Raw genomic sequence first — 12,935 nt, 5'->3', positions numbered from 1 at the left:
TACTAATGGTCTTTATTGCTCCCTATATAGTTATTAATTAAATAAAAGACCAGCTCTCGCACCTCGATTGTTTCATTCATCAATTGATGATCCGCCCCATTAACTAAAATGATATTTGCACTTGGAAATTTATAATTGATAAAACGACAGTTATATTTCCAATCTACCGTCCGGTCTAGATCGCCTTGAATGATTAACAGCTTCTCCTTGCATGAACCTTTTACATGTACTTTTTTATTCCACGAAATTAAAGCATCTACCCAACTTAAAGATAGACGGTTGTGCTGAAGAGGATCTTCAATAACTTTCTTTTGAAATCCAGCTAAAGAGGTGTTTTTACGGTACACTCGCTTAGCCGTTTGAAAAAAGGCAGGTGATATCATACGGCCTAGCACCGAGAGCTTCCATCCATAGGAACGCACTAGTGGTGCGAGCAGTATTGTTTTTTCAAAAGAAGATCGAAAATGTAACAGATGGTCCAGTACAATCGCTGCTCCTGTGCTGTGTGCAATGACATAGGCAGGCAAAGAATCAGCCGTGACATACCCGCTTACTTCTTTAAAGACTGCGAGGTAATCCGAAAAGTCTTCAATTGCTGCTCTTTCTCCTGAAGACAACCCATGACCAGTTAAATCATAGCTCCATACTCTGCACCGGGCTTTTAAAAGGGAATGGATTAAATGACTCATAGAACCAGTATGATCGAAATATCCATGGACAACGAGCACGTCAGCAATCGGCTCTTCTGGACTAAAGGATTGGAGAAAAATCTTTTCTCCTTTAATGTCGAGATAGCCATATGTATGATCAGCCATACCCCGTGGGAGCCCGTAATAATCAAGGTAGGTGTTGACCTCCGACTGCAGATCAAGCTTTGGATCATTAAAAGCATATTCAGCTGTTTTTATACGCTCTATTGCCCTCGTGATCACTCTCTTCCCTCCTCTTTACTCTAGATCATTTAATCTCTCAAGGCTGATTAAGATATGCTCTATAAATTCTGGCAGCTGCTCCATCTGGTCTTCATTAATTTTTCGAGGAAAAAGAATAGTAACCGTGTTCTCATATGCTTGTCCTTCTTCACATGGATAGTGGCAGGCGACCTTTTGAGAAATAGCTAATTCAGGCTGCCATATATCTTTAAGCAGTTCATTAATCATCATGCACTTTATGTCAGGATCTTTAACCATTAGCTGAAATGAAACTCTCAACACGCAGCCAATCTGCTGATCCTCTTCTTCTAGGATTTCTGCCGCTAAATCTTCTATAGCTGCATCTAAGTGAATCGTTGCTTCTACTTGGGTCTGGTTTTTTAAATAAAAAGACAGCTCAAGCATCCTTGACATAACAGCCATATCCATTAAATCTTTTCTGCCGCTGACCTCAATTAGTTGATCGATATTATCTAAGTCATAAACCGTATTTTCTATTGCTACTTTAAGATTTTCAAATATTGTTGGATCATACATGAGTTTTCCTCTTCTTCTAAAGTTTATACAAATCTTACCATAGTTAGAAACCGAATTCATCTCGTTAAACAAACGTTTAATTTAGACGAAAAAACGGCTGGGAAAATAGTAATTTAAACTTATTTAAATACATCTAAAATAACGAACTGAAAAATTAATAAATATGGGTGGGGTGTAAGCTCGCCGCTCCTGAAATATATTTCGCTTTTCGCGGGGAGCTAGTGAGCTTCCTCGGGCTTTGCCCTGTGGGATCTCACTCCTGCTCTAGTCCCTGCAGAAGTCTACATATATTTCATCCGCTAGGTTATGTGCTTTGTAATGGATTTACTAGATGATTTCTTTTGGGGTCAGACCAATCGAAACATCAATTAAACATCTTTACTAAAAGCCAAGTCATTGACGGCCAGCTTTCAATGAGGGAGCTACTTAACTACCTATTTGCTCCGTTGATTGAAGCGGAAGGGACTCGACTCCTGCGGGATGTGCGTGGCCATGGAAGACCCCACAGGAGCGTGCGACGAGGAGGCTTCCGGACCGCCCGCGGAAAGCGAGTCCCTGCAGCGGAAAGCGACAACTACTGTAGGGATATACTTTTCAAGTGACTTTCTTTAACTCCCACAGTCTATAGTAAATCCGCTAAATAGAGCTTCATTTTTATTCTTAGTGAACCACTAGTTATATCCGAGCTCCTGATCATTATTTAGATATATGTTGATTGAATGCGTGTAACAGCTCTTCTTTTATTTGATCAACTTTACTAAAGTCCATTGCCTGTATATAAATGGCCTCGAGCTGATCTCTTAACACTTTTGCATCAGCTAAATAAGTGATCGCTTCTTTCATTTTGTCTTTATACGATTTAGTGGTACGGGCAATGTCATCAGCAAATTTCTCATCCGTTCCAGGTGTGATACAACGCTCATACACATCAACGATATGATCACCTGACCGTTCAGGGAAATATTCATGAGGGGCCGTGCTGTCAAAGATGGCAATGCCCTTTTCTCTAATGATTACCATATCAAGGCTGTTAGGATCAAAGCCGCAGTGATAGACCTCTACATCAAAGCCTTTATCCTCTCCCGCTTTTGCAATCTTCTTCAGCATCGTCGATTTCCCAGATCCGGCACGACCTTTAATAAAATAGCGGTCAGTGATATCTGCGGTTAAATTTTGAATATGATCAACGGCTCCTACTGGTGTTGCTGCCCCTAAAAACCGGTGCTTCACACAAGCCGTTTTCTCTAGCGTCAAATCTCCGTAAAATAAATCAATCATCTCCTCTGCCAATTGATCTGCTTTCGCAAAGTCCATATTGCTTATATAAATGTCTTCGATGTCATCATGAGCACTCAGCGCTTCACTAAACGTATCATACGCAGTGTGAAAAGCATGAGAGATTTTCTTTGAAAGGGCTAAAATCTCCTCTTTATGCGGCATTAATTTCTCCGTATCCCAAGCCACTCCTAAGTTTACATATTCCTCTATGACACCTGGGGCCTTTGGTTCAATGACATGCGGAGCCGTTCCATCCACAATTCCAATTTTATAAGCGGGAACAATAATTCCATCAATTGAATTCGTATCCGACGAGCAGTGGAGAAATTCAATATCCATCCCTTTATCAACCATTTCTTGGCCGATTGCCTTCATTAATGTTGATTTACCGGTACCCGGACCGCCCTTTAAAATAAATAAACGATCTAATCCATCAATGGCTGAATCGTACAGACTGTAAAACCCTTTAGCTGTATTTCCCCCTGCATAGTAGTTCCGAATTGTTCCTTTCACTCAATCACCCTCCCCAACCCTTTTAATGCAACATATGTAGGTAATCTCCCAATGGTTAATGCCTATTTTCGAAACAGCCATAAAGGCACAAAAAAGATCCGCATAAAAAGACTATGCGGATCAAACCAATCCATTTTAATCTTCAACTGGGAACCAGCCCGGTGTATTTGTGATAGCACTCCACAATACATCTGGAATGACTAATGTTTCTTGGTCTTTTCTTGATAATGTCGTAGCGATATCAGACTTTTTCCCTGACTGAACTTTTTCAATCCATTTTGGTTCCATAATTAGTTCTCTTCCTAAACTGACAAAAGGAACCCCTGTATCCAATGCTTTTTTCACATCATCTGCCGTATGAAGCGAACCTACGCCAATGATTGGAACCTTATTTCCTACACGTTCTTGGATCATAGTAACTCTCGACTCTTTATCTTGATCATCTCTAATTGATCCTTGCCAGAAGTCTTGGACGGAGACATGCAGATAATCTAGGTCCTGCTCTGCTAGAACATCTACAAAGGAAAGTGTATCCTCCATTGTAATACCTGGATTTTCAATTTCTTCAGGTGAAATTCGATATCCGACAATAAACGGCTCATTGGCATGTGTATTGACGGCCTCTTTTACTTTATCAATGACGGCAAGAGGAAACGTCATGCGCTTTTCTAACGTGCCTCCCCATTTATCTGTGCGACGGTTAGAATGAGGCGAGAAGAATTGTTGGATAAGATACGTATTGGCACCGTGAATCTCCACACCATCAAACCCAGCTTCAATCGCACGTCTTGCAGCTGCGCCAAATGCCTCAATAATGTTCTCAATCTCTCTTTCTGTAAGCTCTCTTGGAGTAATTGAACCTGGTCTTAGTGCTGCTACTTCACTTGCACTAACCGGACGATCTTCGACTAGTTCTTCTTTTGGAGCCATTCTACCTGCATGAAAAATTTGCAAAATCGCTTTTGCTCCCTCTCCCTTAATCGTATCTGCCAATCGCTTCAGGCTAGGAATCATCTCATCTGAATCGGCACTTATTTCATTTTGAAACCCTTTTCCATCTCGAGTAACATACGCAACGGCTGTAATAACCGCCCCTACTCCACCGGAACGAACTTTGTAATAGGCAAGCTCCTCATCTGTCACCTTACCTTCTTCATCAGACGCAAAATTAGTCATCGGTGCCATCATCACTCTGTTTTTCAATGTCACCCCACGTTTAAATGTGTAATCCTTGAAAATAGAAGTATATTGGTTGTTCATTTCTAGTACCTCCTCTAATCATCTACAACGTTTGTTCTATCATAGGAGGTTTATATCTTCATTTCAAATAGTTTGCTTACCGAAATAAAGTAGTCATTTCACAATAAATAAACAAAAAATTCTAAAAAATTAGTGTAAAATGATCTGACATGGTTTATAATAGGCAATACATTATTAATTCAACGCTTTTAAGCGCTAAAGATTCAGTAGGGGGAGAGAAGATGAAAAAGAGAAAAATCTTATCAATCGCATCAACAACTGCTTGTTTACTATGGTTAACAGCCTGTGGGGGCTCAGATGAAGTCTCATCAGAAGCGGAAGCGGCCGAGGCACCTGCATCAGATGAGGTGATTACCTTGAAGGTCGGTCATATCGCACCGCCTGAGGAAGCATACGCATTAGGCTTTGATGCTTACGCTGAGGCTGTAGAAGAAGCAACGGACGGCCGTGTTCAGTTTGAAATTTTCGGCAACGGTGCTTTAGGCGGAGAACGTGAACTATTAGAAGGTGTTCAATTGGCAAACTTGGATATGAGTGTGATCACAACGGGGGTTGTCACTAACTTTGTTCCAGAAGTAACGGCTATTGAATTTCCATTCTTATTCAGAGACCTTGATCATGCATACCAAACATTAGATAGCGACATTGGCCAGGAATTATTAGATACAATGAGCAATGCCGGCCTAAAAGGAATTTCGTTCTGGGAAAATGGACAGCGCCATATTGCGAATAACCAGCAGCCTGTCAAAACGCCTGATGATTTAAAAGGCTTAAAAATGCGTACAATTGAAAGCGACCTATTACTAGATACATATAGTGCGCTAGGAACGAATGCGACACCAATGGCCTTTCCGGAAGTGTACGGCGGCCTTCAGCAAGGTGTTATTGATGGATCTGACTTCTCATACGGTGTCATCTCAAGTACGAATGTCTATGAGCAAGTTGATCATTTTACGGAGGCAGGACTTTACTATGCTTCTGCTACATTGTTAATGAATGATGATCTATATGAGTCTTTACCTGCAGACATTCAAGAAACCTTGGTTACTCTTGGAAAAGAATTCGCTGCGACTCAAAGAGAGATCTCACAAACTCTTGAAGAAGAACAGAAGCAGCAATTGCTAGACAACGGGGTTGAAATCATTTCAGCCGACGAACTAGACCTAGATGCCTTCCGCGAGCAGGTTCAGCCTGTTTACGAAAAATACGAAGAACAATACGGAGATATTTTAGAGCGAATCGCCAACGTAGAATAAGAGAAACGCCTCACCGGCTTGGTGAGGCGCTTTTTGTTGGGCGGGGATGCTGTATTGAAGCTGAGTGCTGAGGCGAAGCTGTGTAGCGAAGCGGCGCAATTATTGCAGAGAATAATACAATTGTGCTCAAGATGAACGCAAATCTTCTCTACAATGACGCAATTACCTGACAGCAGCGCAATTATCCTCTCAACTGACGCATATAACAGCGGAATCCGCGTATATCCGTTGAGGAAGAGTTACAATAAAGACAGAGAAAAATACAATAAAAAACTCCTCGCCTGCCTAGCGAGGAGTTTTGCTCGTTAAATCTAATCTTCTATCACTCGTGCCACATCTGCACCGCATTTTTTACACTTGCCAGTGAGTACGATACCGAATTTATCAGTTTCTATTCCGTAATCTACAATTTTTGTGACACCACAATTTCGGCAAAATACATTTTCTAACAACTGTTGTTGAAAGTCTTTAGGAATCTTTGCCCACTTTTGTGCCGCTTTAAAGTCAACGATTGTCATTTAATCACCTTACCCTCTACATAACAGAGATTCGTTTACCCAAAAATATTCTGCATAAACTGGCGTACAACGTCAGCTCCGCCAATTACTGTGCCTAACGTACTTCCAAGGTTAGTCAAGACAACGACTAACAGAATACGAGTCACATTATTGCTCCAGAATCCTTTTACCGAATAGACATCATCCGATAGACTCTCAAAGTCCGCTACTTTTGGCTTTCTGATATACGCCTCAACAAGGCCTGCAAACCAGCCAGCAGCTAGCAGCGGATATAATGAGGTCAGTGGAGCTAGTATGAGTGCGGTTAAAATCGTTAACGGATGACCAAACGCAATCGCTGCTCCAATCGCTGCAAACGCACTATTCCACAGAACCCAGCTCAAGGTTAAATCTGCACCTACGGAAGGGTTTGTATAAAAAGCATACCCAATCATTCCAAGAATTAGAATTGGAATCATCCAGCCAATAATGGACGGGGCAATCGATTTTTTTGGACGTTCATTTAATCGATCTAAGTCATGATCTTGTTTAATTTGTTCTTTAATTCCAGGAACGTGAGCAGCCCCTAACACAGCTACCACCTTATCTCCCGGTGCTTCTTTAATTTTTTGTGCCAGATATTGGTCGCGCTCGTCAATTAACGGCTTCTTTAACCTCGGAAATGAGACCGTCAAATCATGAAGCATCGTATTTAACATATCTTCAGTCTTTAAACGTTCAAGCTCTTCTTCTGAAATCTCTTCATTATTAAATACGCTGTAAACAATAGACATCAGAAGTTTCGCACGTCCCCATAAACCGACTCCGTGCCAAATTCTAGAGAAGGTGATTTGGATGTTACGGTCAGCAAGTACGAGTTCTGCTCCAGTCTCTTTTGCTGATTCAATTCCTTGTATCATTTCTTGCCCAGGCTTAATATCAAACTGCTTAGCCATACGTTTTTGAAAGGAGGAAATAAATAGGTTCATCAGTAAAAGAGTTGCTTTCTTTTCCTTAATAACCTTGAAAATGTCCATGTCCTTCCACTTGTTACCGGCAGTGATGGATTGATAGCGCTGCTCATCCAATTCTACGCAAACTGAATCAGGCTGCTCCGCCTCAATCACTTGCTTCACTTCTTCTGCACTCTGCTTCGATACGTGAGCCGTTCCTATTAAAATAAGTTCTTTTCCATTTAAATGAATCCTTGTAATATTCTGCTCGGACATATGTACCTTCCTTTATTAACATTTCTGCCAATGTACTATTCATTTATTATCTCAGATTCATGAGATAACTACAATAAGCGAGTGGTGAGAGTTCCGATGGTAAGCCACTTTCATATGAACATTTTAAGAATAATGACTAAAAAACAAACTCTGTCCACAAACATTCCGATAGTATTCTAGGAAGACATCATGTAAATTAAGAATATAGTACTTAATTCATCCTATAAATGAGGTGGTTTTATTGCACAGACCTCGATTTCGCATAAATAACAATGGACTCACCTTAATAGAAGTGCTTGCATCCATGGTGATCCTTAGCATAGTCATTATTAGTTTTATGACCTTTTTCTCACAATCTATGATGTTTTCAAACAAAGTTGAGGACCGGTTAACAGCTGTTAACCTGGCTGAGAAGGTGCTGGTTGATGTGCGGACGGCAAAATCTATTGAATTAGGGGAATATGATACATCAGACGAAGGAAATCACTATTTTCAAATAAACAATAAATATTATTACATTCAAGCTGAAGAAGTACCGGATCAAACTCATTTAAATTTAATCCCCTTCTATGTAGATGTGTCAATCTCAGAGGATTTTAATGAAAAAGACACTACTAGGCTTTACGGCTATATTGAGAATAATTAAGGAGGATTTACAGGTGAATTATATAAAAAATCAACATGGATATGCCTTGTTAGTCGTCTTGCTGATCATCACTGTCATCGGCATTTTTGCCCCCATTCTAGTGAACAATGTTTTATCTAGTTCCAAACAATTTAGTATGGTTGAAGAACAAATGCAGCATGAGAAATTGGCGAACATGGCTTATATTTATATAGATAAAGCTTTTGAATCGATTAGAAGTGAGGCAGACCCAGAAGATTTAGTAGGTTTTTTTAAAGAGAATTTACAAGTTCCATATGAAGTACCCCTAGGATTACAACACTTTATTATTACAGAACCAGTTGTATCGGGAACTAATTTCTCTTTTGAAATTATCACTACTGTAAATGGTAAACCTCAAACCCACCCTGAGTACATTGTCAACATTAACGACTACTTCAACTAACAAAGCAGGTGATTACATTGCTTTTAAAACTTTTAAAAAACGAGCGGGGAATTACCCTACTCGAAGTGTTAGCTGTCCTGACTCTGCTAGGGATAGTTGGCGCAGTAACTTTTAATCTTCTTACAACATCAGTTACCCATACAAACAAAACACAGTCTCATATTGACCTAAGACAAGAGGCTAATATCATCCTCTCTCACCTTAGACAGAAACATAGCGCTGATACGCCTTATGAGTTACATGCAGACAATCTAATAGGACGAAGTGATGTTCATTTTGAACAGGTCTTCATCAACGGTGAATCACTTCTTAACGGTCCGATCTCCCCTAAATTAGAGGAACATTTATATGTGGCGTTTACGTTAAATGACGAGCAAAACCAAACGTTTGAGATCGATACCATTATTGAAAAAAGATATGCCAGTAATATAGATCGAATTGATCTGCCTCCTCCTAATGGAAAAGTCTGTTCTATATATACCGGATCGACTAATTATTGGGATACAATACGATCAGCTTTAGATCTGCCTGATCCAATTCCAGCTAATACCACGATTCTGATTGAGGGTAATTTAATCATTCCAAATGGCAAAGAATTAAAAGGAATAAGCAAGGATAATGTCTCTATTTACATTACGGGTAATTTAACGGTACAACACGGCGGAAAAGTTTCAGGGGCCACCTTACATGTTCAAGGTGACTTTGATCACCAATCCGGCGGTCATATCATTGATACTTCCATTGTACATGTTAGCGGTGAACATAAACTTGCACCGGGAAGCAGCTCTCAAGGAGAAATATATGTTTTTACAGCTGGTGATGAGGGGTTTATTCCTTATGTAGATCCTGATTGTGGAGCACCTTCAAATCCAGATAACCCTAGCAATCCAGATTCCGATGAACCTCTGCCGCCTAACGATAGTGCTTTTACTGATAAGGATTCCTTTGATTCAATTTCATTTAAACCCGAGGATTATCCTGAGAAGAAGTTTTCGAAACACCAGTGTGAGTACACCGGAAATGCAAAATTATCAAACTCTAATTTTGCAGGAAATTTCGATTGGGCTCCTTGTACACATACCTATATTAATGGTGGTGTGTTTTTCTCGGAAGGGTTAGGTTTCAATGGTGGCTATAAAATTACAGTCACGGATAACTTCTTTGTAAGAAAAGAAAGTTGGGGCCTTAACAGCGGCGGAGAGATTACGGTTAAAGGTAATGCTGTCTTCTTCAATAATCTTCCGCAAAATGGAGCTAATGTTATTGTACAACAAAATTTCTTTGTAAAAGGAAGTACGCATTTAAACACTCAATCAAAACTTAAAATTGAAGGAAGTGCTCGATTTGACGGCGATTTAGTATTAGACAATGCAAGTCAATTGTCTGTATCTCACCACCTTTTTGGCCCGCCACGCGTTACTTTAAATGGTGGCTCTTCTATTCTCGTGGAAGGCAATGCCTATTTTAATGAAAATACCGTTTTTACGACAAATAATGGTTCAACGATTAAAGTAAATGGGCATGTTCAAATTGGCAATAAAATTCACACGAGCAACTTCACATACAGCAATGTTCATTTTATAGTAGGATAAATTAAATAAAAAGCGGAGCTCATAGGGAGATTTCACCTTATGCGCACCGCTTTTTTACTACCCTCTATCTCCAAAATAACGTCCATACACAAACGTCATTACAGCGAATAGTCCAAAGCTGATAATTAATACGGTTCCTCCGACAATGTAGAAAATGAGGCTGAACGTTTCTGACGCCCAGTCAGGCTTGAAGTAGTGCATCCACATGCCGAATGTTAAGCCAAAGCTGCCGATTAGTGCTGTCCATACATGGGCTTTCGCTAGTTTGGAATGCTTTGGAATAGCAAAGACGGCATAGAAGATGGCAAAAGCAAATAGAGAAAGCCAGCCCACAAGTAAAATGTGGGCGTGAATAGCTCTAAATAACATCGAACCTGCTCCTGCCATATGACTTCCTAAAAATGTTCCAATTAACGCATAAAGCGCTGAAAACCTTAATAATACTTTTGTTTTATTCATTTTGACACCTCTTTTGTTTGTTCTTTCTTAGCCTCAGCAGGCCACCAGTTCCATTGTTTTAACAAGGTAACAATCGCTGGAACAAGCATGCCTCGCACTAGAAAAGCATCGAGCATGATTCCTATCGAGACAATAAATCCAAACATAAATAACTCTAAGATCGGCTGTGTCATTAATACACCGAACGTTGCTGCTAGGATTAATCCAGCTGATGAGATCACACCGCCTGTTAATGCTACACCGCGTTTTGTCGCTTCCTTTATACCAAAGCTTCGGTTTTCTTCTCGAATTCTTGAAATGAGCATGATGTTGTAATCAACCCCGAGAGCTACTAAGAAAACAAAAGCATACAGCGGAATTCGGTAACTCATCCCTTCAAAACCAAACACATTCTCAAAGAAGAACCAGCTTAACCCTAAGGCTGAAGCATAGGAAAGAAGGATGGTTGCCATCATATAGATCGGTGCAACGAGCGATCTCGTGTGGAAGATAAGCATCACAAAAATAACGAGTGTGACAGTTACTACAATAACGAACGTATCCCAATTGCTCAGTGCACGAATGTCCGCAGATTTAGCTGTTTCGCCGCCGATATACAGTTCATACTCTGAACCAAGTCCGCTATCTGCCAGCAATTCCTCTTTCCTGTCGACTAGTTCATCTGCAATATCGAGTGATGCCTGATCGTAAGGATTCATGCTTAAAATTACATCAAACTTCAACGCTTCACCCGTTTCGTTTAACACATTTCCGCCATGTTCACTACCTTCTCTAATCTGCTCTTTATCCGGAAGTGAGGTGGAATCTATTCCATCTAGACTGAGGAGTTGTTCGTTTAACGTTTCAATAGAATCAAGCTCTGAATCTGTTAGTGTAAATCCATCCTCTGCCTCTATTAATATAGAGACCGGTGCCAGCTCACCTGGAGGAAAGCTTTCTTCTAATTGTTCAAACCCTAAACGGGACTTCATATCCTCAGGAAAGGATTGAATAATGTTAAATGAATACTGAGTATTAAACACATTTGACGCATTTATTAGCAGGAAGATGAGCACTAGTCCACCTGCTATGACCGGTTTTTTAGTGACAAAAGATCCAATCGCAGACCAGAAACGATTTTTCTCCAATGTCTCTTCTCCCACTTTCGGAATAAACGGCCAGAACGAGCGGCGTCCGACAATCGTGAATAGAGCTGGAATGAGTGTTAATCCAGCAATCAGTACAATCGCAATTGTAATTGCAAAAACGAGCGCAAAGTTTTGATATGGACCGTACTGAGCTAGTAATAACACAAGCATCGCAGCAAATACTGTTCCTCCGCTAAAGAAGATCGGCTCGGCCACTTCTCTAACTGCCGCATCCATGGCTTCATGTTTGTTTTCTCGCTTTCGCAGCTCTTCTCGGAAACGTGAGAAGACAAATAAGCTGTAGTCTGTCGTAGCCCCAAACAAGAGGATCATCACAATGGATAATGATTGTGATTCAATCGTCAAGGCCCCCGAGGCAGCAAGCATACCGAGCACTCGGTCAACTACCTGATACACAAACGCAACTGCCACTAACGGAATAACAGCGAGCAACGGCGAGCGGTAGATAACAATAAGTAAAACGAGCACTAATGCAATCGTAGAAAATAATAAAACGAGGTCAGCATTTGAGAAAATAGCAATCGTATCTGAAGCAATTCCCGCTGGTCCAGTGATCATCAATGTCCCATTTTCAAGAACCTCTGAACTGTACTCTTCTATAGCTATGACAGTCTCATTGATTTCATCCATCTCAAGTTGGTCAGCAAGCATTAAAGGCAGGACAAGGGTTGTACTGTCTTCCGATAAAAACATTTCCTTTGCATGACTTGGAAACTGGTGAAATGGAATCAAAGACTCTAAACGTTCTTCTGGGATTTCTTCTCCTATCCATTCACTTACTTGATCCACCTCAGTTAAGGTTGATTCATCCCATCCGGCACCATTTTGAAAAACGAGCAGTCCAAGCATTCCTGTGTCTTCAGGGAAATAGTGGTTAATTTTTTCCTTAGCAATAACCGACTGTGCTTCTTTTGGCAGATCATTTTCACCTGTATTTACCGTATAATCATTGGCAGAAGGGGCCATGCCGAGGGCTCCTGCTATAATGACCCAGGCTAGTAAAATGATCCACACCCCTTTACGGTTTGAGGCAAATGCAGCGATCGTTTTCATCTATACTCCTCTTTTCTTTGATTTAATTTTAGTTAAGCAGTATTTCAGTTAAAGTGAATGACTCTCTTGTTAACTGCCTGCAAATTTAGAGTATCACGCTTATATGAACAC

At 40.5% G+C, this 12,935-nt stretch carries 12 protein-coding genes; 4 read left to right on the top strand and 8 right to left on the bottom strand.

Features of this window, described 5'->3' with window-relative positions:
- Window positions 1-2 precede the first annotated feature (2 nt).
- The 4 genes from PQ478_RS02470 to PQ478_RS02455 form a co-directional block, all read right to left on the bottom strand.
- Window positions 3-932: an alpha/beta hydrolase gene (locus tag PQ478_RS02470; protein ID WP_289235730.1), complete on the bottom strand. Its 930-nt coding sequence runs from the start codon at window positions 930-932 to the stop codon at window positions 3-5.
- 15 nt (window positions 933-947) lie between these two features.
- Window positions 948-1,469: a hypothetical protein gene (locus PQ478_RS02465; RefSeq protein ID WP_289235729.1), complete on the bottom strand. Its 522-nt coding sequence runs from the start codon at window positions 1,467-1,469 to the stop codon at window positions 948-950.
- 696 nt (window positions 1,470-2,165) lie between these two features.
- Window positions 2,166-3,260: a PRK06851 family protein gene (locus tag PQ478_RS02460; RefSeq protein ID WP_289235728.1), complete on the bottom strand. Its 1,095-nt coding sequence runs from the start codon at window positions 3,258-3,260 to the stop codon at window positions 2,166-2,168.
- A gap of 135 nt (window positions 3,261-3,395) precedes the next feature.
- Complete coding sequence (locus tag PQ478_RS02455) at window positions 3,396-4,520, bottom strand: NADH-dependent flavin oxidoreductase (RefSeq protein ID WP_289235727.1); 1,125 nt, start codon at window positions 4,518-4,520, stop codon at window positions 3,396-3,398.
- Between the two features lie 221 nt (window positions 4,521-4,741).
- Here PQ478_RS02455 and dctP point away from each other — a divergent pair, with 221 nt between their 5' ends.
- Window positions 4,742-5,776, top strand: a complete 1,035-nt coding sequence (gene dctP / locus PQ478_RS02450; protein WP_289235726.1) for a TRAP transporter substrate-binding protein DctP — start codon at window positions 4,742-4,744, stop codon at window positions 5,774-5,776.
- 311 nt (window positions 5,777-6,087) lie between these two features.
- Here the strand turns inward: dctP and PQ478_RS02445 are convergent, their stop codons facing one another.
- Window positions 6,088-6,294 (bottom strand): hypothetical protein, encoded by a 207-nt coding sequence (locus PQ478_RS02445; RefSeq protein ID WP_289235725.1) that lies wholly within the window; start codon window positions 6,292-6,294, stop codon window positions 6,088-6,090.
- 35 nt (window positions 6,295-6,329) lie between these two features.
- A complete protein-coding gene (locus PQ478_RS02440) occupies window positions 6,330-7,502 on the bottom strand; it encodes a TraB/GumN family protein (protein WP_012957442.1) in 1,173 nt (390 codons plus the stop codon).
- A 241-nt stretch (window positions 7,503-7,743) separates the two neighbouring features.
- On the opposite strand from PQ478_RS02440, the gene PQ478_RS02435 reads away from it, so the two are divergent.
- Genes PQ478_RS02435 through PQ478_RS02425 form a run of 3 tightly spaced genes read left to right on the top strand, consistent with a single transcriptional unit; the run spans window position 7,744 to window position 10,164 of the window.
- On the top strand, window positions 7,744-8,148 hold the full coding sequence (locus tag PQ478_RS02435; protein ID WP_289235724.1) for a prepilin-type N-terminal cleavage/methylation domain-containing protein: 405 nt from the start codon (window positions 7,744-7,746) through the stop codon (window positions 8,146-8,148).
- Between the two features lie 13 nt (window positions 8,149-8,161).
- Window positions 8,162-8,572, top strand: a complete 411-nt coding sequence (locus tag PQ478_RS02430) for a type II secretion system protein (RefSeq protein ID WP_289235723.1) — start codon at window positions 8,162-8,164, stop codon at window positions 8,570-8,572.
- Between the two features lie 17 nt (window positions 8,573-8,589).
- Window positions 8,590-10,164, top strand: coding sequence for a type II secretion system protein (locus PQ478_RS02425; protein WP_289235722.1), 1,575 nt, complete (start codon window positions 8,590-8,592; stop codon window positions 10,162-10,164).
- A gap of 57 nt (window positions 10,165-10,221) precedes the next feature.
- On the opposite strand, the gene PQ478_RS02420 is transcribed toward PQ478_RS02425, so the two are convergent.
- Together PQ478_RS02420 and PQ478_RS02415 are read right to left on the bottom strand one after the other, a co-directional pair.
- Window positions 10,222-10,623: a hypothetical protein gene (locus PQ478_RS02420; protein ID WP_289235721.1), complete on the bottom strand. Its 402-nt coding sequence runs from the start codon at window positions 10,621-10,623 to the stop codon at window positions 10,222-10,224.
- Window positions 10,620-12,824, bottom strand: a complete 2,205-nt coding sequence (locus tag PQ478_RS02415) for an MMPL family transporter (protein ID WP_289235720.1) — start codon at window positions 12,822-12,824, stop codon at window positions 10,620-10,622. Before PQ478_RS02415 ends, PQ478_RS02420 begins: the two co-directional genes overlap by 4 nt.
- Between the last annotated feature and the right edge of the window lie 111 nt (window positions 12,825-12,935).

The sequence above is a fragment of the Alkalihalophilus pseudofirmus genome, from assembly GCF_029094545.1.
GTDB classification, from domain to species: domain Bacteria; phylum Bacillota; class Bacilli; order Bacillales; family Bacillaceae_D; genus Alkalihalophilus; species Alkalihalophilus pseudofirmus.
The sequence above is the reverse complement of the archived record's forward strand: the minus strand, read 5'-3'. Positions and strand labels throughout refer to the sequence as shown.